24 protein-coding genes and 1 pseudogene are annotated in these 23,203 nt (G+C 73.9%); 9 read left to right on the plus strand and 16 right to left on the minus strand.

What is annotated here, in order from left to right:
- Positions 1-144 precede the first annotated feature (144 nt).
- The 4 genes and pseudogenes from ACFY7C_RS01440 to ACFY7C_RS01455 all read right to left on the minus strand — a co-directional run bounded on the left by ACFY7C_RS01440 (position 145) and on the right by ACFY7C_RS01455 (position 4,095).
- The gene (locus ACFY7C_RS01440) at positions 145-900 is read right to left on the minus strand and encodes a chitosanase (protein WP_389645862.1); all 756 of its coding nucleotides are present in this window, start codon (positions 898-900) and stop codon (positions 145-147) included.
- A 48-nt stretch (positions 901-948) separates the two neighbouring features.
- Positions 949-1,377: pseudogene (locus tag ACFY7C_RS01445) on the minus strand (discoidin domain-containing protein); the annotation flags it as partial.
- Positions 1,378-1,591: 214 nt separating this feature from the next.
- Positions 1,592-2,965 (minus strand): carbohydrate-binding protein, encoded by a 1,374-nt coding sequence (locus tag ACFY7C_RS01450; RefSeq protein WP_389641987.1) that lies wholly within the window; start codon positions 2,963-2,965, stop codon positions 1,592-1,594.
- A 194-nt stretch (positions 2,966-3,159) separates the two neighbouring features.
- Complete coding sequence (locus tag ACFY7C_RS01455) at positions 3,160-4,095, minus strand: LysR family transcriptional regulator (RefSeq protein WP_389641990.1); 936 nt, start codon at positions 4,093-4,095, stop codon at positions 3,160-3,162.
- A gap of 176 nt (positions 4,096-4,271) precedes the next feature.
- On the opposite strand from ACFY7C_RS01455, the gene ACFY7C_RS01460 reads away from it, so the two are divergent.
- Positions 4,272-5,174, plus strand: a complete 903-nt coding sequence (locus tag ACFY7C_RS01460; protein WP_389641993.1) for an arginase family protein — start codon at positions 4,272-4,274, stop codon at positions 5,172-5,174.
- 335 nt (positions 5,175-5,509) lie between these two features.
- Here the strand turns inward: ACFY7C_RS01460 and ACFY7C_RS01465 are convergent, their stop codons facing one another.
- Both ACFY7C_RS01465 and rpmG read right to left on the minus strand, forming a co-directional pair.
- Positions 5,510-5,728, minus strand: a complete 219-nt coding sequence (locus tag ACFY7C_RS01465) for a hypothetical protein (protein WP_389641996.1) — start codon at positions 5,726-5,728, stop codon at positions 5,510-5,512.
- Between the two features lie 93 nt (positions 5,729-5,821).
- A complete protein-coding gene (rpmG, locus tag ACFY7C_RS01470) occupies positions 5,822-5,986 on the minus strand; it encodes a 50S ribosomal protein L33 (RefSeq protein WP_389641999.1) in 165 nt (54 codons plus the stop codon).
- Positions 5,987-6,261: 275 nt separating this feature from the next.
- On the opposite strand from rpmG, the gene ACFY7C_RS01475 reads away from it, so the two are divergent.
- Entirely contained in the window at positions 6,262-6,726 is a 465-nt protein-coding gene (locus ACFY7C_RS01475) for a helix-turn-helix domain-containing protein (RefSeq protein WP_389642002.1), read from the plus strand.
- Positions 6,723-7,085, plus strand: coding sequence for a DUF4180 domain-containing protein (locus ACFY7C_RS01480; protein WP_389642005.1), 363 nt, complete (start codon positions 6,723-6,725; stop codon positions 7,083-7,085). Before ACFY7C_RS01475 ends, ACFY7C_RS01480 begins: the two co-directional genes overlap by 4 nt.
- Here ACFY7C_RS01480 and ACFY7C_RS01485 read toward each other — a convergent pair.
- A complete protein-coding gene (locus ACFY7C_RS01485; RefSeq protein WP_389645865.1) occupies positions 7,075-8,067 on the minus strand; it encodes a sigma-70 family RNA polymerase sigma factor in 993 nt (330 codons plus the stop codon). The two genes, ACFY7C_RS01480 and ACFY7C_RS01485, sit on opposite strands and share 11 nt — an antisense overlap.
- A gap of 90 nt (positions 8,068-8,157) precedes the next feature.
- Complete coding sequence (locus ACFY7C_RS01490) at positions 8,158-8,544, minus strand: DUF4440 domain-containing protein (RefSeq protein ID WP_389642008.1); 387 nt, start codon at positions 8,542-8,544, stop codon at positions 8,158-8,160.
- Between the two features lie 159 nt (positions 8,545-8,703).
- Here ACFY7C_RS01490 and ACFY7C_RS01495 point away from each other — a divergent pair, with 159 nt between their 5' ends.
- The 4 genes from ACFY7C_RS01495 (at position 8,704) to ACFY7C_RS01510 (ending at position 13,052) form a co-directional block, all read left to right on the plus strand.
- Positions 8,704-9,618, plus strand: a complete 915-nt coding sequence (locus tag ACFY7C_RS01495) for a diiron oxygenase (RefSeq protein WP_389642011.1) — start codon at positions 8,704-8,706, stop codon at positions 9,616-9,618.
- A gap of 95 nt (positions 9,619-9,713) precedes the next feature.
- Positions 9,714-11,354 (plus strand): FAD-dependent oxidoreductase, encoded by a 1,641-nt coding sequence (locus tag ACFY7C_RS01500; RefSeq protein WP_389642014.1) that lies wholly within the window; start codon positions 9,714-9,716, stop codon positions 11,352-11,354.
- A 110-nt stretch (positions 11,355-11,464) separates the two neighbouring features.
- Positions 11,465-12,445, plus strand: coding sequence for a universal stress protein (locus tag ACFY7C_RS01505; protein WP_389642017.1), 981 nt, complete (start codon positions 11,465-11,467; stop codon positions 12,443-12,445).
- Between the two features lie 193 nt (positions 12,446-12,638).
- The gene (locus ACFY7C_RS01510) at positions 12,639-13,052 is read left to right on the plus strand and encodes an STAS domain-containing protein (protein WP_389642020.1); all 414 of its coding nucleotides are present in this window, start codon (positions 12,639-12,641) and stop codon (positions 13,050-13,052) included.
- Between the two features lie 38 nt (positions 13,053-13,090).
- Here ACFY7C_RS01510 and ACFY7C_RS01515 read toward each other — a convergent pair whose 3' ends face one another.
- From ACFY7C_RS01515 to ACFY7C_RS01550, 8 genes are all read right to left on the minus strand, one after another.
- Positions 13,091-13,816 carry a GNAT family N-acetyltransferase gene (locus ACFY7C_RS01515; protein WP_389642023.1) on the minus strand — a complete coding sequence of 242 codons (726 nt, stop codon included), beginning with the start codon at positions 13,814-13,816 and terminating at the stop codon, positions 13,091-13,093.
- Between the two features lie 261 nt (positions 13,817-14,077).
- A complete protein-coding gene (locus ACFY7C_RS01520) occupies positions 14,078-14,779 on the minus strand; it encodes an RNase H family protein (RefSeq protein WP_389642026.1) in 702 nt (233 codons plus the stop codon).
- A gap of 29 nt (positions 14,780-14,808) precedes the next feature.
- The gene (locus ACFY7C_RS01525; protein ID WP_389642029.1) at positions 14,809-15,780 is read right to left on the minus strand and encodes an adenosine kinase; all 972 of its coding nucleotides are present in this window, start codon (positions 15,778-15,780) and stop codon (positions 14,809-14,811) included.
- 75 nt (positions 15,781-15,855) lie between these two features.
- Entirely contained in the window at positions 15,856-17,562 is a 1,707-nt protein-coding gene (locus tag ACFY7C_RS01530) for a serine/threonine-protein kinase (RefSeq protein ID WP_389642032.1), read from the minus strand.
- Between the two features lie 46 nt (positions 17,563-17,608).
- Complete coding sequence (locus ACFY7C_RS01535) at positions 17,609-18,925, minus strand: radical SAM protein (protein ID WP_389642035.1); 1,317 nt, start codon at positions 18,923-18,925, stop codon at positions 17,609-17,611.
- Between the two features lie 153 nt (positions 18,926-19,078).
- Positions 19,079-19,810 (minus strand): DUF2993 domain-containing protein, encoded by a 732-nt coding sequence (locus tag ACFY7C_RS01540; protein WP_389642038.1) that lies wholly within the window; start codon positions 19,808-19,810, stop codon positions 19,079-19,081.
- A gap of 99 nt (positions 19,811-19,909) precedes the next feature.
- Positions 19,910-20,824, minus strand: coding sequence for an AAA family ATPase (locus tag ACFY7C_RS01545; RefSeq protein WP_389642041.1), 915 nt, complete (start codon positions 20,822-20,824; stop codon positions 19,910-19,912).
- A 2-nt stretch (positions 20,825-20,826) separates the two neighbouring features.
- On the minus strand, positions 20,827-22,044 hold the full coding sequence (locus ACFY7C_RS01550) for an RNA ligase (protein ID WP_389642044.1): 1,218 nt from the start codon (positions 22,042-22,044) through the stop codon (positions 20,827-20,829).
- Between the two features lie 263 nt (positions 22,045-22,307).
- Between ACFY7C_RS01550 and ACFY7C_RS01555 the strand changes: the two genes are divergently transcribed.
- Together ACFY7C_RS01555 and ACFY7C_RS01560 are read left to right on the plus strand one after the other, a co-directional pair.
- Positions 22,308-22,475, plus strand: coding sequence for a hypothetical protein (locus ACFY7C_RS01555; RefSeq protein ID WP_345483793.1), 168 nt, complete (start codon positions 22,308-22,310; stop codon positions 22,473-22,475).
- A 16-nt stretch (positions 22,476-22,491) separates the two neighbouring features.
- Positions 22,492-23,172 (plus strand): class I SAM-dependent methyltransferase, encoded by a 681-nt coding sequence (locus tag ACFY7C_RS01560; protein WP_389642047.1) that lies wholly within the window; start codon positions 22,492-22,494, stop codon positions 23,170-23,172.
- The last annotated feature ends 31 nt before the right edge of the window (positions 23,173-23,203 follow it).

Below are 23,203 nucleotides of genomic sequence, written 5' to 3' on the forward strand. Positions count from 1 at the left end.
GCCCCCCCCCGCGGGGGGGGGGGGGGGGGGGCGGCCCCCCCGGCGGCCGCCGGGGGGGGGGGGGGGGGGGGGGGGGGGGGGGGGGGGGGGGGGGGGGGGGGGGGGGGGGGGCCCCCCCCCCCCCCCCGCCGCAGGTGAGGCGATTCAGCCGGTGAGGGAGAAGGCGTCCCCGTACACGCTCCAGTACAGAGGCGTGTTGAGGTTGAAGTTGCCCTCGTTCAGGAAGCGGCGCTGGGCCGTGCTCACGCGGGTGGTGTCGCTGTGGGCCTCCTCCGTGCGCATCTCCTCCTCGCGCGCGTCGAGGAAGGCGTTGAGGTACGTCCGCTCGTCGCCGCCCCGGGACGGCGGGAGGGCCCGGGAGAGGGCGACCGCGCGGATGCTGCGGACGCCGGACTCGCCGTGCATCACGGCCGCGTCGTAGTAGGCGAACTGACCGAGCGCGCGCAGGCCGTCCGTCTTCGCCTGGGAGACGGCGGGGTTGAAGTAGACCCGGTCCCGCTCCTCCTCCTGGGTCTGCTGGAACACCGCGTCCTGGGCGGCGCGGCGCCAGGCGTCGGGGAAGCCCGGGTCCAGGCCCTCGTGCGAGTCCGTGCCGTTGACCCGGCGCAGCGCGGGCAGATACGTCGCGAGCGGGTTCGAGGGCTTCTTGGCGGTGTACCGCTCCACCAGGTCGAGCATGTCGCCCGTGCCGGAACAGAAGCCGATGATGCCGGCGGTGTAGCCGCGGCCGTCGTCGATGTCCTCGATGTAGGCGAACTGGGCCCGCCAGTCGAGGGAGGAGTTCTCGAAGGTGGAGACCAGCTTCATGGCGATCTCCTTCTTCGCCGGGTCGTCGAGGCCTGTCCCGGTGGACGGCGGCGGGGTGGTGGAGCCGGTGCCGTACGCCTCGACCTCCCACAGCGAGTAGCCGTACGGGGTGCCGCGCTGGGTGCCGTAGACGCGCAGGTAGCGGCCGGTGCCGTCGACGGTCAGGTCGTCGGTGCCGCCGTCGCCGGTCGTGGTGGAGTGGATCTGGCGCCAGGTCGAGCCGTCGTCGGAGAGCTCGACGCGGTACGCCTTGGCGTAGGCGGCCTCCCACTTGAGGACGACCCGCTTGACGGCGGTGCCCGCGCCGAGGTCGATCCGTATCCACTGGTTGTCGACGCCTTCGGCGCTCGCCCAGCGGGTGGTGAGGGAGCCGTCGACGGCCTTGGCGCCGGTGAGCGTGCTGCTCTCCGTCGAGGAGGTCGTGACGGCGCGGCCCTGGGCGAGGTTGCCGACCGCGGCCGTGGCGGGCGTGAGCACGACCATCGCGGGGAGCAGGGTTCCGGCGGTCGCGGCGGCGACGACCAGCGCGGCCGTGCGGTGGCGTCGGCGCGCGTTGATGGTGGGAGGCATGTCACTCCACTTCTCGGAAGAGACTAATAGGAAAGCTTCCTAACTTTCTCTGCCGCGAGACTAGGGCGCGCGTCGGCGCGGCGCAAGGGCAGCGTCGGCCAGGAGAGTTGACGCACCGTCGGGGCCACCACGGGGCCGAGGGCACGGGATCGGCTCCCGTGCCCTCGGTGTCGTCGCTCTCGCCGTCGCGGCCGCGCCGCACGGTCGCCGTTGGTCAGACGCGCTGCCAGAGGGCCGGGACGTTCGGGGGTTCCCAGCCGGTCTGGGCCTGGTGGCCCTGGAGGCAGCGGTAGGTGGAGCCGCCGTACGTGACGACCGCACCGGCGGCGTACACCGTGCCCGCCTTCCAGGTGCCGCCCGGCTCCGGGTCGCCCGGGCCCGGGCCGGGACCCGGGTCGGAGCCGGTGGTGCGCAGGGTCAGCCCGTAGTTCTGCAGGATCGGGTTGAGCGGCTGGAAGAAGGTCGTGCCGCCGCTGGAGCAGTTTCCGGAGCCGCCCGAGGTGACGCCCTGCGCCTGGCTGCCCGAGATGTACGAGCCGCCCGAGTCGCCCGGCTCGGCGCAGACCGTCGTCCGGGTCACGCCGGAGATGGTGCCCTCGGGGTAGGTGACGCTGGTGTTGTGCTGCTGGATGGTCCCGCAGTGCCAGCCGGTGGTCGAGCCGGAACGGCACACGGAGGCCCCGACGGGCTGCAGGACGGAACCCGTCACCTGCACGTTCGCACCGCCGGCACCCTTGACGTACGGCGTGGCGGTCCAGTTGGTGTTGGTGGCCACCCAGGCCATGTCGTTGCCGGGGAAGACGGAGGCCTGGAAGCTGCCCTGGGCGACCTGGTTGTAGCCGGTGGTGGCCGTCCCGGCGCGACCGCAGTGCCCGGCCGTGGCGAAGCCCTGCGTGGTGCCGCGGGTGATCGCGAAGCCGACCGAGCAGCGGCCGCCGCCCATGTGGTAGGCGTCGCCGCCCCGGATGTCGTAGAGCGGACGGGGCGCCTCGGCGGTGCGGACGACCCGCACCAGCTCGCGGGGCACGCCCGTCTCGGCGAGCAGCCGGGCCCCGGCGCCCGGGCGGGCCTCCTCGACGACGATCCGGTTGGCGCGGACGTCCACGTAACGGACGGGCGTCTCGGCGCCCGCGGAGCGGTCGAGGGCGCTCTTGGCCGTTTCCAGGGCGGTCAGACCGTGCGCCACCACCAGCGCCCGGGCGCCGGTGGCGCGTATCGCGGCCGCGTCGGCGGCGCGGGTGGTGGCCACGGTCAGAGTGGCGGACTCGGGTCCGTCGACCCAGGCACCGGCGTAGGCGCCGCCGAGCGCCTGTCGGACGCGGGCGGCGGTGGCGCCGGCCTCGGCCTCGTGGGCGAGGCGGGTGAGGGCCTGGGTACGGGTCAGGCCCAGGTCGCGTTCCATGGCGCGGAGCAGCTCGGGCGGGGCGGCGTCCGTGCGGAGGGCCGCGGCGGCGGACGCGGGCCGGGCCGACGGGTCCGGTGGGGCCGACTGGGGCGCCGCGGTGGCGGAGCCGGCTTGAAGGCCGGCCAGCACCAGTCCGGCGGCGGCCAGCGCGGTCCAGGCCGCGCGGGCGGGTCGTCGGAGCATGGGAAGTCTCCTCGGTGTCGTGGGGGAACTGCCGAAACCGTAGGAATCGCGGGGCGCCCGGCGGGAGTTGTCAGTCGGCCCTCTGCCTCGCGTTATGGCACCGGTCGTGGAGCGGGGAAGGAGACCGGCCGGTTCCCCTCCGGGGACCGGTCGGCTTCCCTCGGGGGACCGGTCGGCTTCCCCCGGGGGACCGATCAGGGCCCGGTGAAGGTGACCGGCGCGTGCGCCGCGCTGCGGGCCAGGGCATCGGTGTGGGCCGCCCGGGCGTGGGCGAGGACGGCCGGGGCGCGGTTCGCCGCGCGTCCCTCCGGGTGCCAGCCGAGCAGATGGCGCCAGATCAGCGGGGTGCCGGCGAGGGGCCGGGTGACCAGGCCGGGGGTCGCGGGGAAGGTGGCGCGGCACAGGCCGACCGCCCGGCCCACCTGGACCAGGTGCACACAGGAGGCGGTGTCCGTCTCGTACACACCGGTGGGGGTGAACCCGGCGCGGACGCAGGCGGCGGCGAAGCAGTCGCCGAAGCAGCCGTCACCCGGCACGTCGGTCCAGCTCTCCGCGGCGAGTTCGGCGAGCTCGATCTCGGTCCGGGGCGCGAGCGGATGGCCGGCGGCGAGCATCACGTAGACGGGGTCGCGGGCGACCTCGGTCCAGGCGAGCCGTCCGGCCTCGGGCGGACTGCTCTCGCCGCAGACCCCGACCAGGGCGAAGTCCAGCCGGCCGGCGACGACCCCGCCGGCGATCTCGCGTTCCGACCACGAGGTGTACGTGGTGACGGGGGCGCCCTCCCCGGCTCGGGCGAGCCGGTCGACCAGGCCGCCGAGCAGCGGTCCGTGGGTGCCGCCGAGGCGGAGTCCCGCCGCGCCCTCGCGGGCGAAGCGCACCGCCTCCTCCTGGAGCTCGCAGACGGCCGGCAGCACGACCCTGGCCCGGTCCAGGACGAGGTCGCCGAGCGCGGTGGCCCGCACGCCGTCCCGTCCACGCTCGAACAGCGTTCCGCCCAGGGTCCTTTCGATGCGCTTGAGCTGGGCGCTGAGGGCGGGCTGGGCCAGACCGAGGGCGGTGGCGGCCCGGGTGAGGCTGCCGGCGTCGGCGATGGCCCGGATCGTCTTCAGGTGCCGCAACTCCAAGTCCATGCGCAGAGCTTGACGCTCCACGCCCATAAGGTCCAGACCAACGGGCGAGACCGTGTCCCGTGGGCATGCCGGGCAGCACGCCGACGAGGGCGGGTCAACGCGTCGACGGGGGGCGGGGGGCCAGGGGGCGGGGCGGGACATTGCGGCCTGCCCCGGCGGCGGCCAGGATGATCCGCATGCGGAACATCGTGGTCGTCGACGCCCCTTCCAACCTCGGTCTGCGGCCGCCCGCCCCCGGCACCGTGCCCGGCTGCCACAAACTGGCCGGGGCGCTGCGCGAGAACGGGATCGTACGGCGGCTGGGGGCCCTCGAAGGCGGGGTCGTGGTGCCGCCCCGCTACGACCGGGGCGACTGGCAGGAGGGCGACGGGGTCTTCAACGCGGCCGCCCTCGCCCGGTACACCGTCCGGCTCGCCGACCGCGTCCGACACCACGTGGCCGCAGGGGACTTCGTCCTGCTCCTCGGCGGGGACTGCTCCATCCAGCTGGGCGCCGCCCTCGCGCTGCGCCGGCTCGGCCGTTACGGTCTGGCCTCCGTGGACGCCTCCCCCGACTTCCGCCATCCCGGCAACTCGGACCGGGTCGGTGCGGCCGGCGGCGAGGAGCTCGCCCTGGCGACCGGACGGGGCCAGGCGGACCTGACCGACCTCGAGGGCAGGCGGCCCTATGTGCGGGACGAGGACGTCCGGGTCCTCGGCACCCGGGACGCCTTTCTGGCGGACGCCGAGGTCGTGGAGCTGCGGGCCCTGAAGGTGCCCGTCACGACCGTCTCCGAGCTGCGGGAGTGGGGTCCGGGCGACCTGGGGGCCGCGACGGCCGTCAGCCTGGAGACACCGGTCCTGGACGGGTTCTGGGTACACCTGGACGCGGACGTCCTCGACCCGGCGGTGATGCCGGCCGTCGACAGTCCGGACCCGGACGGGCTGCTGCCGGACGAACTCGTCGCGCTGCTACGGCCGCTGGTGCGGTCCCCGCGCTGTGTCGGGCTCGACGTCACCGTCTACGACCCCGATCTCGACCCCGACGGCACCGCTGGCGCCCTCCTCACCGACCTCGTCGTGGCGGCCTTCGAAGCGTGAGTTCCCGTCGGCCCGGTCCGCCCTGCGGATCCGCTCCAGGAGGTGGGCGGCGTGCGGGCGTACGGCGGGACGGAGAGGCGCCCAGTCCTCGTCCGCCCGCCCCGCGTAGACGGCGCGCGCGTGGGCGAGGGCCGGTCGCTGCTCGGCGGGCGGCGGGCCGAACAGCGGGGCGTCGCCGGCGCGGACCAGGGTGAGCAGCGGTGCGAGGTCGGGAGGACTGGGCTCCGGCCGTGGCGGTCGGCCCCCTTCGTACTCCTCGCGCAGCCACTCCCCGTACAGGTAGTCGCAGACGGCCGGGTGACGCCAGGGCCGGATCTGTCCGGCGACCACGACGATCAGCTCGACGGGGCGGGCCGGTCCTCCGCGGGCGCGGGAGCCGGAGAGGGCGAGCAGTCCGTCCGTGAGGCCGCGGCGGGCGACGACGAGGACGTCGAGGTCGCCAGGGGTCGCAGTCCGCCGAGGACGGCGGAGCCGTGCGGATACGCGCCGAGCGCCTCGTCGCCGAGCACGGTGCGGACCAGGCGGACGACGGCGTCGGTCTGGGGCGTGCTCACAGGCGGTTGCTCTCCTGCGGCGGCGTGGCCGGGGAGCCCAACGCCGTGGGGCGCCGGTCCGCGTGCGGATTTCCGGCACCCCGGACGTGCCGGTCAGCGGGCCTCGCGGAACTCCACGTGGGCGCCGACGACGGGGTCGTATTTGCGCAGGACCAGGCGGTCGGGGTCGTTCCGGCGGTTCTTGCGGGTCACGTACGTGACGCCGGTGCCGGCCGTGGAACGGAGGGTGATCACGGGGCGGTGCGTGGTGCGTGGCATGGTGCTCCTTCCGGCTGCGCCCGCCATCGAGTCCGTTGACTCGGGCATGTCAGCCTCGCCCGGTGCAACAGTCCCCCTCACCGGCGCATTCCCGCCCGGAGCGATGCCCTGCGCCCGAGGGAGTGCGCATGGGTGGGGGCGTGGCTCGCGGTCTGCGATCTCACCGACCTCGACAGCAAGGTCGAGTGATCCTCAAACTTCCCTTACCTTCTCTATGCCGCCTTCACGGTGTACTTTAGAGAGCACTAGAGGAGGAAAGGGTAGGAGAGGGAGCAGTGCAGCAGTTCTACACGGTCGAGCAGGTCGCCGATCTGCTCGACCTGCACGTGAAGACCGTGCGCGGGTACGTGCGCGACGGGCGGCTGCCGGCGACGCGGGTCGGCAGGCAGTACCGGATCCGTCGGGAGGACCTGGACGCCTTCACCGGCACGTCGTCCACACCGGCACCCACCTCGGGACCGGCCCCCGTGAGCACGTCGCCGCACGCCGACGCGTCGAGCATCGTCCAGGTCGACGGGGTGGACCGGCGGACCGCCGACCGGCTCGCGAACGCCGTCATGGCCACCGCGCTCGGGCGCCACGGCCGCGCGGGCGAGACGACGGCGGGACGGAGCAGGCTGCGGGTCGAGACCGTCTTCGACGAGGAGCGCGAATCCCTCAAGTTCATCGTCCTCGGCGATCTGGACACCACCGCGGGCCTGCTCAAGGTGATCGACGCACTGATCGGAGACGCACGGTGAACACCCTTCAGGACATCCACGGCACGACCGTCATGGTGTGCCCGCCCGACGGCCCCCCGCTGCTCGGCGAGCGGGACGCGACCGACCTGATCGGCGAGGGCTCGTACAACGGCGCCGCGTGGGTGGCGGTGCCGGCCGAACGCTTGACCGAGGACTTCTTCCGGCTGAGCACGCGCGTGGCGGGCGACATCGTCCAGAAGTTCGCCCAGTACCGACTCGGACTCGTCGTCCTCGGCGACATCTCCGGCCACCTGGAGGCCAGTTCGGCACTCCGGGACTTCGTCCGCGAGTGCAACCGGGGCACCCAGGTCTGGTTCGTCCCCGACCCGGAGGCCCTCGCCGCCCGCCTCACTCCGTGACGTCGGCACCCGACCCGGACACCGGCCCCGACACCGGTCCTGCCTCCGGCACGGCCGGATCGGCCACGTCGATGTCCAGGGCGGCGAGCCGGGCCGGTTCCGCGACGACCTCGATCCCGGTGATGAGGCCGTCCGAGACGGCGAACGTCAGCACCAGGCGCAGACGGCCCCGAGGCGCCATCGCCAGGGCGCAGGCACCGTCGACGAGCGCGAGCCCGGTGAAACGGGCCCGGCCCATCGCCGCCATGGCGCCCTGCGCGACGGCCCGGCCGCCGGAGACCAGGATCGGTTCCGGCGTGGGGACGACCATCCGGTCGGCGTGGAGGACGACATCGGGGTGGAGCAGGGCGAGCAGGGCCTCGAAGTCGCCGCCGCGGGTCGCGGCAAGGAAGGCCTCCACCACCTGTCGCTGCCGGCTCGCGTCGGGCCGGACGGTCGCGGCGGCACCGCCCTTGACGCGCCGACGGGCACGGCTGGCGAGCTGACGGACGGCGGCCGGGGTGCGCTCCAGCATCGGCGCGATGTCCTCGAAGGGGACGGCGAACATGTCGTGCAGGACGAAGGCGAGCCGCTCGGCCGGGGCGAGCGTGTCGAGGACGACGAGCAGGGCGACACCGACGGAGTCGGCCATGAGGGCCTCCTCCTCCGGGTCGTGGCCGGACGGGTCGACGTCCGGTTCGCTCAGCCGGTCGTCGAGGGAGTCCTCGCGGCGGCGGTCGCGGGACCTGAGCATGTTCAGGCAGACCCGGGAGACGACGGTGGTGAGCCAGCCGCCGAGGTTCTCGACGCCCTCGATGCCGCTGCCGGCCGCCCGCAACCAGGCCTCCTGGAGGGCGTCGTCGGCCTCGGCGAGCGAGCCGAGCATGCGGTAGGCCACCGCCCGGAGGTGTACGCGGTCCTGTTCGAACCGCTCGGTCAGCAGCGCGCCCGTACCCGTCACGCCCCGGCCCGGCACGTCCCCCGCGCTCTCCACACCGCCCATGCCGTCCACGACCCCCGCGTTCACCACTCCGCCCCTCGATTCCCCCGGTCACCCCGCGGCGCCGCGAACGCCTCAGGGAATCACGGGCGTTCAGCCCTCGGGTACCGGGGTGCCCTGATGGTAGTAGAGGCGCCAGCCGGCCTCTCCCTCCCCCTTGCGCCAGATCGAGCTGCGGCGCGCCCTGCGGCCCTCGTAGAGGGTCTCGAACGTCAGGTGGACGAGGCCGGGGGCGAGCAGCACGCCCCGCATGGCGGACGCCTCGAAGCGCGGGCCGTCCGCCGCGCTGCCGTCGAGCTCGGGAAGCGCGGCGAGCATCTCGTCGTACGTCCAGCGCCGCCCCGAGGCGCCGACCTCGGTGAACTCGGGGTCATGGAGGCGCCGGGCCTCGGAGGGGTCGGCGCGGACGGCGGGGTCGAGGAGACGCAGCTCCCCGTCGATGGCCGCGGCGATCGCGGCGTTCTCACGGCTGTCGATCATGGAGGCATCCTCTCCCGGCCGGGAATCCGGGTCAACGAGATGGGTACCGACGGGTAGGCGAGCGGGCGGTCTTGTTATACCTTCCGTCCAACAGCTTGCTAGACACTGCGTCTAACAAGCCCCCGTTACCCGCCCCCGAGGTGACCGAGGAGCCGCACCATGGCAAGCAGCACCGTCCCGTCGGCGGACCAGGCCCCGCAGCCCGAGCGCGACGCGGCCCGCCGGCTGCTGGAGTCGTCCGCGAAGCTCTCCTACGACCCCGCGACCGAAGTGGACTGGGACACCCCGCTCGACGAGGACTTCCACGGGATGAGCCCGGAGTGGAGCACCCTCTACGGCACCCGCTACTGGCAGGAGCTCACCGAGGCCCAGCGCAAGGAACTGACCCGGCAGGAGTCCGCGTCGGTGGCCAGCACCGGCATCTGGTTCGAGATGATCCTGCAGCAGATGGTGCTCCGGGACATGTACGCCAAGGATCCGACCGACCCCCGCTTCCAGTGGGCCCTGACGGAGATCGCCGACGAGTGCCGGCACTCGATCATGTTCGGCCGCGGCGCGGCCAAGCTCGGCGCCCCCGCCTACCGCCCCCCGCGCTTCGTCCTCGAACTCGGCCGGGCGTTCAAGACGCTGGCGGTCGGCGAGGCCGCGTACGCCTCGATCCTCGTCGCCGAGGAGGTCCTGGACGTCATGCAGCGCGACTGGATGCGCGACGAGCGGGTCGTCCCCTTCGTCCGGACCATCAACAACATCCATGTCGTCGAGGAGTCGCGGCACATGAAGTTCGCGCGCGAGGAGACCCGCGCCCGGCTGCGGAAGGCGGGCCCGCTGCGCCGCCAGGTGCAGGCGCTCGTGGTCTCCATCGCCTCCTACTTCATCGTCACCAGCATGGTCAACCGCGAGGTGTACGCGAACGCCGGGCTGGACGTGGAGCGGGCGCTCGCCGAGGCGCGGGCCAACGAGCACCACAAGTCCCTGATGCGGTCGAGCTGTGCGGGCCTCATGGAGTTCCTGGCCTCGGCGCGGCTGCTCACCCGCCCCGCCGTCGCCGTCTACCGGCGCGCCCACCTCATCTGACCCACCGGCCGCACCCGAGCACCCGCTCCCCTTCCCCCCGACCCGCCGGACCCGCCCGAACCGCCCGCCCCGGAGCCCCGCGAGCTGACGACGACATGACCTACGCCATCACCCAGACCTGCTGCAACGACGCCACCTGCGTCGCCGTGTGCCCGGTCAACTGCATCCACCCGACGCCCGACGAGCCGGACTTCGGCCGCACCGAGATGCTGTACATCGACCCGAAGTCCTGCATCGACTGCGGCGCCTGCGCCGACGCCTGCCCGGTCGACGCGATCTTCCCCGCGGACTCCCTCTCCGCCGGGCAGAAGGAGTACGCCGCCGTCAACGCCGCCTTCTACGAGCAGCGCCCGCCGCGGCCCGCACCCGAGGGCGGCCCCGTCTTCCACGCCTGGGACGCACCGTCCTTCCGGCGCGTCCTGCCCGCCGACTTCGCGCCGATCCGGGTCGCCGTCGTCGGCACGGGGCCGGCCGGCATGTACGCCGCCGAGGACCTGCTCCTGCACACCAACGCCCAGGTGACCCTGGTCGACCGGCTGCCGGTGGCCGGCGGCCTCGTACGGTACGGAGTGGCGCCGGACCACCCCGCGACCAAGCGGATCGGCGACACCTTCGCCCGCTTCCACACCCACCCCCGGGTTCGGATGTACCTCGGCGTCGACGTCGGTACGGACGTCACCGCGGACGAACTGGCCGCGCACCACGACGCCGTCGTGTACGCGGTCGGCGCGGCGACCGACCGGCGCCTCGGCATCCCCGGCGAGGACCTGCCCGGCAGCGTCTCGGCCACGACGTTCGTCGCCTGGTACAACGCCCACCCCGAGGTCGCGCCCGACGCCGTCGACCTGTCGGGCACGGAGCGGGTCGTGGTGGTCGGCACGGGAAACGTCGCCCTGGACGTCGCCCGCATCCTGGTCGCGGACCCCGAGGCGCTGGCGGCGACGGACATCGCGGACCACGCGCTCGCCGCACTGCGGGCCTCCGCCGTACGCGAGGTGGTGCTGCTCGCCCGGCGGGGGCCCGAGGACATCTCCTGCACCGCGCCCGAACTCCTCGCCCTCGGGCGGCTCCCGGGCGTGCGCCTGGTCGTCGACGACCACGACCCGCGGGTCTGGGCGGCCGTGGCGGGCGCGGCGCCGCACGAGAAGGCGGCGCTCCTGCGGGACGCGGTGCGCGAGCGCGTGGAGTGGACCGCGCCGCCGGGGCCGGAGCGGCGCATCGTCTTCCGTTTCCACTCCGCGCCCGAGGAGATGCTCGGCGGTGCGGTGCGCGTGACGGGCCACGCCGGTCCGGTCGAGATCCCCGCCGGAGTGGTGCTGCGGGCGGTCGGCTACCGAGGGATCCCGCTGGCCGGGCTGCCGTTCGACGAGGCGACCGGCACGGTCCCGCACCGGGGCGGGCGGGTCGAGGGACGGCCGGGCAGTTACGTCGTCGGCTGGATCAAGCGCGGCCCGTCGGGCGGCATCGGCGCCAACCGCACCTGTGCGGCCGAGACCGTGGGCACGCTCCTGGCCGACGCCGTCGACGGCGCTCTGCCGGTGCCGAGCGGCACCTCCCGCGCCTTCGACCGGCTCGTCCGCGGCCGCGCCCGGCAGGTGGTCGACGCGCGGGGGCTCGCCGCCATCGAGCGGGCGGAGCGGGCGCGGGGCGAGGAGACGGGGCGGCCCCGCGTGAAGCTGGGGACGGTCCCCGAACTGGTCGCCGCCGCGCGGAGTCGGCGCCGGCTGCTGCGCTGACGCCGAGGGGGCGCGGGGGGGGTCGTCCCGCGCCCCTTCTCCGCTTCCCCTCTGGCACTCCCGGCGTGGCGTCCGGAAACGGCGGGTTGGTCCCGATATGAGTGCCATACATGAGCGAGGAAGCACACGAGGAAGCACCCGGGGCAGCACACGCAGAGGAACACGAGACGGCACACGAGAAAGCGGCCGTCGTGGTGGGCGTCGACGGTTCCGAGCACAGCCTGCGGGCCCTGGAGTGGGCGCTGAGGGCCGCCCGGAGCCTGGAGGCACCGCTCACCGTCGCCCATGTGCGCTCCGAGGCCCTGCAGCTCGGCAGCGCCCGGATCGCCTCCCTGGGCACGGAGCCCGAGCTGCCGGACACCGTCGTGGACGCCCTCGCCCGGGAGGTCGGGCCGCGCGCCGAGGGCCTCGACGTGCGGTACGCCTCGCTGGACGGCTCCGTCGTGGACGCCCTGGCCCAGGCGGCTCGCGACGCGCGACTCCTCGTGGTCGGTTCACGGGGGCGGGGCGGCTTCACGAGCCTGCTCCTCGGCTCGACCAGCCGGACCCTGGCCGCCTCGGCGCCCTGCCCGGTGGTCGTGGTGCCGCACGAGGCGCGGGCCGCCTCGCTGGAGAGCGGGTCCGGGGCGGGCCGGGTGCTGCTCGGTCTGCACCCCGAGGAGACGCCGGACGAGGTCGTCGACTTCGCCTTCCGGGCGGCACGGCGGCGCGGGGTGCCCCTGGAGGCGGTGACCGCCTATCCGGTGCCGCCCTTCCCCGCCCTGCTGATCGGCGCGCCCGCGCCCGCCGTTCAGGTGCCGCCGCCACTGCCCGACGAGACCCCGGAGCTGGTGGACACCGCGACCCGGCACCAGGAGGAGCGGCTGCGGCCCTTCACCGAGCGCTATCCGGAGGTCGAGGTGGTCACGGCCGTCACGCCCGCCGACGCGGCCGGCCGACTGGTCGAGGACTCCCACGACGCGGGCCTCCTCGTCGTGGGCCGCCACCGCAGGCACCGGGTCGAGGCGCTGCTGGTCGGCTCGGTCGCCCATGCCGTGCTGCACCACGCGGCCTGCCCCGTCGCCGTGGTGCCGCCCGGGCGGAAATCCTGAGCGCCCCCATGAGGGAACCTGGGTCCGCGCCCCTCCGTACGCCGTCGCACGCCCCCGAGCGACACCCGGGCACGAGCGGGCGGAAATGCGCCGTTTTCACCTCTTCGGGTGATGGCGGATGTGGAGAAACGTGTCTTCCTCCGAACCGGCCGCGAACCTCGATGCACGGGGACCGATCCAGTGGAGCGTGTCCATGCATCTGATCCGACGCGGCGATCCGCACCTTGCCGTCCGGTCGAGCGAGGGCCTGACCACGGTCGAGCTGTACGGAGAGCTCGACCTGGTGCTGGTGCAGCGCGTCCGGCCCGAACTCGACGTGCTGGCCCGCGAGGCGGCCGCACTCGCCGTCGACCTGCGCCACGTCACCTTCTGCGACGCGTCGGGGCTCGGGCTCCTGGTGCGCTGCGCGCAGCGCGTGCGGGAGCGGGGCGCGGTCTGGCGCCTGACGTGCGACCAGCCGATGATCCTTCGCCTGGTGCGGCTCGCCGGGCTCGACGACGTACTGCGGCCGTCGCCGCCCGGCGTGCCCGCCCCACCCGACCCGCCGCCCGAGGGCGACGGGCCTCCCGCGCCGCGCGCGGGACTGCCGGGACGGCTGCCGGTGTGACCGGCGGCGCCGTGGCCCCGGGCGGGGGCAGGACACGTTCAGGCGGGGAGCAGCTCGCCCGCGCCCCCGTGCTCGCGCGTCTCGCCGGGATAGGCGGACGCGTGTCCCGCCGGCGGGCGCAGGCCCGGCAGCCGGAGCTCGATGATGCCCCGGACGGCCGACCACTCCTCGTCGAGGACGGAGTAGAACGCGGTGTCGCGGACCACGCCGTCCAGGCCGCGCGAGTGGGCCCGGCGGACGCCTTCGCAGGTGGCGCCGAGCCGTTCGATCGCGACCCGGGAGCGGGTGTTGCGGGCGTCGGCGCGCATCGAGATCCGGCGGACGCCCCAGGTCTCGAAGGCGTGCCGCAGCATGAGGTACTTGGCCTCGGTGTTGACGCCGGTGCCGCGCGCCTCGGCGGAGATCCAGGTGTTCCCGATCTCGGCCGCGTCGGGCACGGCGGTGAGCGGATCCCCGTGCGGCACGCCGGTGGTCGGCGGCCACACGAGGGGCCCGCGCCAGTAGTCGAGTTCCAGGAAGCGGGTGGACCCGAGGACCCGGTCGGTCAGCGGATTCACCAGGGCGAAGGGCAGCGCCTTGCCCGCCGCCTGTTCGGCGAGGGCACGGGCGATGTAGTCGCAGGAGGCGTCAAGGCCGTGGGGCACGGCGGTGTAGGCGTAGGACGCACGATCCAGTGCGCCCGCCCAGGCGATGCCCTCGGCGTGGCGCATGGCCAGCGGCTCCAGGCGCACGGTGCGCCCGGCAAGGACTACAGGTACTGGCACGGAACCTCGGGTCTTTCACGGGCAGGGGTCATCGCACGCCGGATCGCGGCGGGATGAAGGGGTGAGGTTCTCGTCCGGTGCCGCCCCCTTCGCCGAAGGGCAGACAGGCGACTGAAACGGTTCGTCACCGGTGCGAGGAGGAACAGTATGCAGCCCCGAGCGCTCGGAGAACAGAACCCCACACGAACCCGCGTACACCGCTGGGTGAATGTCCGGTTCACCCCGATCCCGCGTTCGACCCGACGGGCCCCCGAGGGTGCCCTAGGAAGCGGTGTCCGCGCAGGTCGGATGGCCCCAGCCGTCAGGATTCTTCATGATCGTCTCGCCCTTCCCGTACGACTGTCCACAGCGGCACCTGCCGGGGAACCGGGCCTTGAGGGTGGGGCCCGAGGATCCCGAGCCCGCGCGTCGCGGCCGGGCGGCGCCGGCGGACGCCCTGGGGGCGCGCTTGGCGGCCGGGCGGGCCGAGCCCGGCTCGGGCGGCGGCAGCGGTGAGCCGGCGGCGGAACCGGCGGGCTCCTGGGTGCGGGCGCTGTGGCTGGCGGCCCGGTCGGCGGCGTCGTTGAGCGGGTCGCCGTCGACCTGGTGGGCGGGCGTGTAGACGAAGTCCACGCGCCGGTCGGCGAGCAGTTCGTCGATGGCCACCACGAGCTCCTTGTTGGCGACCGGAGTGCCCGCCGAGGTCTTCCAGCCCTTGCGGCGCCAGCCCGGGAGCCAGGTGGTGACGGCCTTCATCGCGTACTGCGAGTCCATCCGCACCTCGGCGGGGACGGCGGGGTCGAGGCGCTCCAGGAGCCGCAGGAGCGCGGTGAGTTCGGCCACGTTGTTGGTCGCCGTGCCGAGCGGTCCGGCCTCCCACTGGGCGACCTCGCCGCCCTCGGTCCCGATGACCCAGGCCCAGGCCGCGGGCCCGGGGTTCCCCTTGGAGGCGCCGTCACACGCCGCGATGATCTTCTCTGTCATCCCTCGATCCTGACATGCCCGGGAACCGGTCAGGGACCACCGTCGGCGGCGGCCGGCCGTGCCACCCCGGCGAGGAGGGCGTCGCGGCCGATGGCCTCGGTACGGGTGGAGGGCACGGTGCAGGCGTAGGCGCCGGCCACCGCGCCGTGCAGGGCGCACGTCCAGGGGTCCGCTCCGGCCAGCCAGGCGTAGAGGAAGCCGGCGGCGAAGGCGTCCCCGGCGCCGTTGCTGTCGACCACGAGGCCGGGCGGGGTGGCGGCGGGGACGTGGAGCAGCGCGTCGTCCGGGCCGGTGAGGAGGTGGGCGCCGGCGGCTCCCGCAGTGCCGACGACCACGGAGGCCCGGCCGCGGGCGGCGATGTCCCGCAGGGTGCGTTCGGGGTCGTCGAGGGCGGTGGTGGACAGGAACACGATGTCGGCCGCGAGGGCGAAGGGCTCGTGGTAGGCGGCGCTGCCGTCCCAGTCGTGCAGGTCGGTCGAGATCGTCACGCCCGCCTCGCGCAGCAGGGGCAGGGCATGGGCACAGGGCTGGGTGAGGGAGACGTGGGCGTGCCTGCTGCGGGCGGCGAGCGCCTTGACGGTCGGCGGGGGCAGCCGGTCGTCGTCGTGGCCGCGAGTGGCGTCGTACAGCGAGAGTCGGCGCCCGTCGGGACCGACGAGGTTGACGGCCCGTTTGGTGCCGGCGGGCTGCCGGACCTCGGTGAGCGGAATGCCCTGGTCACGGTGGAAGGCGCGCACGAGGTCGCCCTCGGGGTCGGCGCCGATCATGTCGAGGTGATGGGTGCGCAGCCCCAGGCGGTGCAGCCCGAGTGCGACGAAGTCCCCGGTCTGCCCGGCCCTGGTCTCGATGCCGGGCCGGATCATGTGGCTGTCGGCGTAGGGCAGGGGCAGTTCGGGGACGTACACGATGGTGTCGACGCCGGCTCCGCCGAGGACGAGGACGTCGATGTCGGCGCCGGGGCCGGAGTCCGGGCCGGGGCCGCTGTGACGGTCGCTGCTCATGCGGGTAGTCAACAGCGGCCGGCCGTCACGCTGCAAGGATTTTCATGGACTTGCAGCAAGTGACTCGCCTCGGCCTCAGGAGGCCGGGTGGCTGGCGACGACCTTCCCGTTCTGGTCGGCGGCCAGGTAGCCCGAGGCGCTGTACGCGTTGATGAGGTAGAAGCGCAAGGTGGGGCGGTCCCGGTTGAAGGTCCAGCGGTCGACGACGACGTAACGCATCGTCGGCTTGTCCACCTTGAGCTCGCGCTCGCCCCGCCGCATCAGGCCGGGGAGGGTGTCCCAGGGCATGGTCGCCGCGTCGAAGGGCTGCTCGTCCGGGTCGTCGCGGATCGTCCCGCCGGGGCCGGTGTTGCGTGCGACGCCGTTGCGGTACTCGTACCGGTCGTAGGTCTTCGCGCCGGGTCCGGTCGGGATGGAGGCGAGGGCGTACTCCTCGTACACGGTGAGTTCCACCATCGTGGTGCGGCCCGCGGCCTCGCCGAAGGCCTTGATGACGGATCGGACATGCGCCGGGGTCAGCAGGCCGCCGCTGGGCGCCGCGGTGGCGGCCTCGGCCCCGCCCCCGCCCCCTGTCTCGGTGGAGGCGTCGCCGGTGGAGCCGCCCGGTGCGCGGCTGGGCGTCGATGACGTCGGGCCGCGCTGGGCGCCGGTTCCCTTCTCCCCGCCGTCGCCGTCGCCGGGGAGCAGGTTGACCAAGCCCACCACGGCGACCGCCGACAGGGCCAGCGCCACCGCCATGGCCACCGTTCCGCCCCGCCGGCCGGACCGTACCGGGCTCGCGACGGTGAGGCCGGGCGGGACGGACGGCGCGTGCCAGGCGGGCTGGGCGGCGGGGGTCGCATAGGCGGGGTGCGCGTAGGGGGCACCGAAGCCGGCCGGAGGCGAGGACGTGCCCGCCACCGGAGGCGGCACCGGCACGGGCCGGGCGGCACCGGACACCTGTGCCTCGGCCTCGGCGAGCAACCGGTCGAGGTGCGCCCCGTCCGGCCGCACGGCGGGGTCACGGACGAGGACGCGTTCGAGGACGGGTGCCAGGGGGCCCGACCGCACGGGGGCGGGGATCGGGTCGTCGAGGACGGCGACCACGGTCGCCAGGCTGGTGGCGCGCCGCAGCGGATGATGCCCTTCCGCCGCCACGTAGAGGAGCATGCCCAGCGACCACAGGTCGGAGGCCGGGTTGCCCTCCTCGCCGCGCACCCGCTCGGGCGCGATGAAGTCGGCCGAGCCGATCAGGTCCCCGGTGGACGTGAGCCGCGAGGTGGCCTCGTTGAACGCGGCGATGCCGAAGTCCGTGAGGACGGCACCGCCGTCGGGACGGAGCAGCACATTGGCCGGCTTGACGTCCCGGTGCTGGATTCCGGCGGCGTGCGCGGCACGCAGCGCGGACAGCACCTGGCGCCCGAGGGTGACGACCTCGGCGACCGGCATCGGGCCCTCGGCGATCCGGTCGTGGAGGGAACGGCCCTCGACGAGTTCCATCACGATCCAGGGGTGCGAGCCGTCCCCGGGCTCCACGATGTGATGGACCGTCACGACGTGCGGGTGGGACAGCCGGGCCAGCGCCCGGGCCTCGCGGACCGCCCGCTCGCGCAGCTGCGCCGCGAAGCCGGGGTTGGCCTCCTCGACGGCCGGATCGGGCGGTCGCACCTCCTTGAGTGCGACGTCCCGGTCCAGCGCCACGTCCCGCGCCCGCCACACCGTGCCCATGCCGCCGCTGCCCAGCCTCGCGATCAGCCGGAAGCGGCCGTCGACCAGGGGTCTGCCACCCTCACTCGTACTCATGGGCGGCATGGTAGGCGCTGCCGGTGACAGTCCCGCCGGGGGCCCGTCAGTCCTCGCCCGGGAGGCTGTCCATGAAGGAGCTCACGGAGAAGACGGCGCGACCGGGGCCCGGCGGGCCGTAGCCGGGGGGCGAGCTCAGGCCGTGGGACTCCATCGTCGCCCGGTAGGCGTCGAGGAGCCGGATGTGGTACTCCAGGGGCGCTCCCGCCGGGTTGGCCTTGCCGAGCGGCGTGGTGGGCTCGGGACACCAGGTGGTGAAGCGGGGCGTGATGCCGCGGGACATGAAGTACTCGAGGCCCTCGGTGGTCGAGGCGATCGCCTCGTCGACCGTCGTGAAGCCGAAGGGCTCGGCCATCTCCACGCCCGCCACGAAGTTGGGGATGACGTTGCGCGGGCCGAAGACCTCGGCGGAGTCCAGGATGCGGCGGTGCCACTCGTCACGGCCCACGTACCGCTCCTTGCCGGGGCAGTACAGCTCGAAGAGGCGCCGGTCCCACACCTCGTAGTTGGGGTGGTAGATCTGGATGCCGTAGTCCTTGAAGCGCTGGACGTCGGCCTTGGGCAGGGCCTGGGCGACGACCTTGCCGATCCAGCGGCCGGGGAAGCGCTCCTCGATGGCCTGGGCGTACTGCCCGTAGAAGTCGGCCTCGTCCTTCCCGGCGACGCGGGAGGTGACGGCGCCGCCGGTCAGGGTGTACGCGGTCGAGGCGCCGGCCGTGTCGTACTTGTCGATGATCTCCAGCGCCTCCAGGACCTCCTCCACCGGCTTCACTCCGGTGTAGGGGCGTCCGGCGGCCTTGTGCTGGCGCCAGTTGTGGTTGATGTCGCAGTACTGGCACTCCTCCTTGGCGCCGAAGTACTGGCAGACCCGGAAGACGGTCAGGTAGATCAGATAGCCCCACTGGATGGTCGGGGCGACCTCCATCACGGACTTCCCGTTGGCGAGGGTGTGCCGGTAGTACTCCGGCATCGGCGGCAGGCCGACGTCGGCGATGCGGCGTCCGTCGAGGTAGAGCCCGAGCATGCCGTCCTCGCCCGCCGCGACCCGGTACGGCGAGGTGGGGTTGACGCGGACGGAGACCACGGTGCGGCGCAGCTCGTACGGGCCGCCGGTGAGGACGATCTCCTCCGGCGGGCGGCGCAGCGCGGCCTGGCCGAGCTCGGGCAGGGTGCGGTGGTCGAAGGAGAAGATGAAGTACGACTTGGGCTTGACCTCGCCGGAGGCCTCGTCGCCGGACTCGGTGAGCGCCGAGTCGTCGAAGGCGATGCCGCCGCGCAGGAGGTCTTCCTTGATCACCGCCTCCTTCGGGACGTGCGGGAAGCGGTGCATGAGGTCTTCGACCTCGTCGGTGCGGCGGATCATGCGCGAATACATCTCCTCGGTCGTGCGGTCGCGAGCCGTGGTGGGGCCACGGACCACCCTAGGACGGCGCGGCGGGGACCGGCATCCGACCCCGGTCGCAGCCGTGCTCGGTCGCTGGGCGGAGAGCCCGCCCCCGGGGTTCCGGCGGCCGGGTCAGCCGCCGAGGACGACCTGGTGGCCGGTCACCTCGAGCTCGACGCCGTCCGGCGTGGTCCGGGCGGCGGTGAAGTCGATGTTGCGGGGCAGGGGGACCCGCCAGGTGTAGGGGTCGCGGCCGAGCTCGGGGATGCGGATCTGGAACTCGTCGGCCGCCACGCTGATGCTCGCCGCGGTGTCGAGCCGGCGCCCGTCCCAGCTGCCGGACACACGCAGCGGCGCCTCCTGGCCGCCGGCCGACGAACCGGCCGACGAACCGGCGGCGCCCCCGGTGGCCGGCGCGACGGTGAGCGCGCCGCCCTTCCCGAGCAGCCGGGACACCACCCCGGACAGGTCCTCGTAGCCGATGGTCACCCGGCCGGTGACGAGGTTCGCGCCCGCGCTGCGGGCGGTGAGCGAGGGCGCGGTCAGGTCGCGCAGCTCCAGGCTGAGCTTCCGTATGTCGAGGTGGTCGCCCTGGGCGTTCACGGTGGTGTTGACGGAGAAGTTCCCCGCGGTGAGGGTGACGTGGTCGAGGCTGAGGTCCGCGGCCTGGGTGAGGAAGGGGAAGCCGTGGATCGAGACCTCGGTGAACCCGTTCGTCGATCCCGACCCGTAGCCGTACTTCTCCTCGGCGAGGGCGACGGCCTCCTTCTCCGCGTAGTGCACCGCGATCCGGTCGGCGGCGACGAACAGTCCCCCCAGTACCACGACCACGATGACGAGCACCTTCACCCAGCGCCGCTTCATCCCCGTACTCCCCCGTGTCTTCCGTGTCTTCCACGTCGTCCGTGCGTGCCTGGTGCGCGCCCGGATACGGAGTCGATCCTAGGGGCGTCTCCTCACCGTCTAGAAGTTGCCGTAGTTGACCTGCCAGGTGGGCAGGCCCATCCGGCGCCACACCGCCACCACCCGGTCGCGGTCGTCGAGCGAGACGCGGACCGCGTAGCGGTGGCGGACGTGCGCGTCGAAGAGCTCGGCCTTGACGAGGTCGTCGGAGCGGCCGTCGTCGGAGGCCCGCATCCACAGTTCGTCGTACGGCACCTCGTACCGCCGCAGCCAGGCCTCGGTCAGCGCGCGGTGGTCCTCGCTGCGGCCGGAGAGCAGCACGATCCGGTCCTGGTGGGAGCTCCGGAAGGCCCGCAGGGCGTCGCGGACCGCGACGTTCAGCAGGTCGAGGTCGCAGCGGGTGAAGTCGTACGGTCCGCGGTCGCCGCGCAGTGCGAGGGTGCCGTCGATGTCGCAGAGGACGGCGGAGGGCAGCGCGGTGTCGGGGACGTACGGGGTGGCGGCCGGGCGGTCGTTGAGCCAGTCGTCGGTGAGGCGCCAGCCGCCGCGGGTGGCCTTGGTGTGCTTGTCGGCGAGGATGCGGATGATCTCCTCGCCGACCGGCCGCGCGCGGGCGGCGTCACGGCGGACGCACTCGTCGACGGGCACGTCGGTGAAGTCGTGCACGACGAAGGTGGCCTCGCGGCCGGCGACGGCGGCCTTGAGGCGCCGGGGGATGTGCGGGGTGAGGTGGGTGTTGTCGACGACGACGTCGAAGCCGTCGTCGACGGCGGCGCGGATGGCGGCGTCCTGGATGCCGAGGACGGTCTGCTCGTGGGCGTGCGAGCGGCGGTCGCCGCCCGGCAGGTCGAGCATGGTGCGAAGGTCGTCGAGGTTGACGCGGCGCATCCGGCCCTCGGACCGCTCCTGGAGGGCGCGGGCGGCGGTCGTCTTGCCGGAGGCCGGCAGTCCGGTCATGACGTGGACCTGGGGCACGGTCAGTTCTCCTCGTCGGTGGTGAAGGGGTCGGCGGCCTCGGGGCGCAGCTCGCGCCAGACGAGGAGGTCGGTGGAGCGCCCGTCGAGGCGCAGGAAGAGGGCGGAGCGCAGCCGCGGGTCGGGCAGCTCCTTGGCGGCCCGCGCGAAGGCGCCGCGGTCGTCGGCGAGGTGGGCGAGGGAGGCGTAGGCCTCGTCGATGGCACGCGTACGGGCGGCGAACTCCTCCTCCAGGCGGGCGATGACCGAGCGTACCCAGGCGTCGAACTCGTCGGGCACCTGCTCGAGGAGCGCGTCGAGCGGACGTCCGCCCCGGGAGCGGATGCCGCCGAGTTCGGGCATGGACAGGCCGAGGCCCTGCGCGAGGGTCCTGGCGGACGTGCCGGCGAAGCGCTGGATGCCGTGGCCGCGCCAGATGTCGCGTTCGGTGACGCCGGTGAGGACCTTGTGGAGCCGTACGTACTCGGCGATCTTGGCCTTGGCGCGGACGCCGTTGGCGAAGCGGAGGACGAAGCCCTCGGCGTCGGTGCCGGTCGCGGGGTTGCCGTCGGGCAGTGTGTTCGACTCCGTGAGCTTCAGCAGGGCGTCGAGCGGCATGGGCGGGTGGACGGTGACGACCGAGCCGATGCCCTGCCAGGCGGTCGCGGCCTCGGCCAGCGGCGTCTCGGTGCCGTCGGGGCCGAACGCGGCGAGCAGGACGAGGTCCCGGCGGTCGCCGTAGTCCACGACGATACGATTCTGCGGGTAGACGATCTCCGCGAGGTACGTCGTCCCCGGCACCAGCGCCGATGTGTCGGCGCCGTCGAGGCGCCGCTGCGCCCAGGTGGCCTGGGTGCTGATGAAGGAGCCCTTCGAGGCGACCCGCCACCGGCCCTCGTAGTGGAAGACCACGCCGAGGCTGCCGTCCACCTTCTCGTACACCTCGAACGGCTCGTCGGGGAGCGCGGGCGCGTAGGGGCGGCCGGTCTCGTGCTCGGAGACGTTGAAGAACTTGGGCAGCGGCAGGGCGACGATCCGTCCGGTGCGGTCGTCGGCGACGAGTCCCCGGCAGCGGATGGTGACGCTGTTCCAGACGCCTTCGTACTGACAGGTCCGCGTGTACGTGTAGATCGACAGCGGCAGCTCGGGGTGTGACTTGCGGGTCACATGCCCGGCTTCGACCGCGGCGGCCAGCTCGTGCGGCGGCAGCAGCGCGTCGAGAGTCAGGTGCGCCTGGCTCATGGGGTTTCCCTCCCGGTTCGAGGCAGCCCATTCTTCTGCCCCGCGCCCGCTCCGACCAGCGAATTAGCTCGTGGGCCGGTGGAGTTGGCCGGTGCGGTTCCGGCGGGGTGCCGGTGCGGTGCCCGGCGGGGCGTCCGGGCGGAGGGCCGGGCGCGGCCGTCCGGGGCGGGGTCCGGCATCCGGGCCGGTGCCCGGCGGTGTCCGAGCGGCCCCGTAGACTCGCCGCCCGAAGAACGTCGCGGAAAGCCGAGGAAGCGAGCGCAATGAATTACGCGGACACCACCGCCCCCATCTACTCCGAGCTCATACGTGAGCAGGGGGACGTTCCCGGGGACGTACGCCGGACCGCCGAAGAAGTGCTGCGCGACCTCAGCCGTGTGATCCAGATGCCGCCGGCCGGCCTTGGCCCGACCGGCGCGCCGATGCAGTAGTGAGGGGGCCGTCGACATGACGGACACCGGCGTGGCCACGGGCGGGGTCGGCGCGGCGGGCACGCCCGGCCATGAGCGCGTGCGGCGCGGTTACGACACCGTGGCCGAGGAGTACCGCGCCCGCATCGGCGGGGAGCTCGACGGCAAGCCGCTCGACCGGGCGCTCCTCGCCGCGCTGTGCGAGCAGGCGGGCGACGGAACGGTGCTCGCCGATCTGGGCTGTGGCCCCGGGCATGTCGCCGCGTGGCTGGCCGGCCGGGGGCGGACGGTGGTCGGGGTGGACCTGTCCCCCGCCATGGTCACGATCGGGCGTGAGCGGCACCCCGAGGTCGAGTTCCGCGAGGGCGATCTGCTGCGGCTGCCGGCCCGGGACGGGGAGTTCGACGGGGCCGTCGCGCTCTACTCCCTCATTCACCTCTCCCCCGACGAGCTCGGCCCCGCCCGCGCCGAGATCCACCGGGTCCTGCGCCCCGGCGGCCCGCTGCTCGTCTCCTTCCACATCGGCACCGGGGTGAGAAACCTCACCGAGTGGTGGGGTCACGAGGTGGACGTCGACTTCCACCATCTGGAGCCCGCGGCCGTCGCCGCCGCCCTGCGTGAGGCCGGCTTCCGGATCGAGGCGCAACTGGAGCGGGCGCCGTACCCGCACGAGGCGGAGACCCGGCGCTGCTATCTGCTGGCCCGCCGCCCGGACTGACACGGCGGGACGAACGACACACACGCCAGAC

Origin of the sequence: Streptomyces sp. NPDC012769, assembly GCF_042901205.1 — a bacterium.
GTDB lineage: Bacteria > Actinomycetota > Actinomycetes > Streptomycetales > Streptomycetaceae > Streptomyces.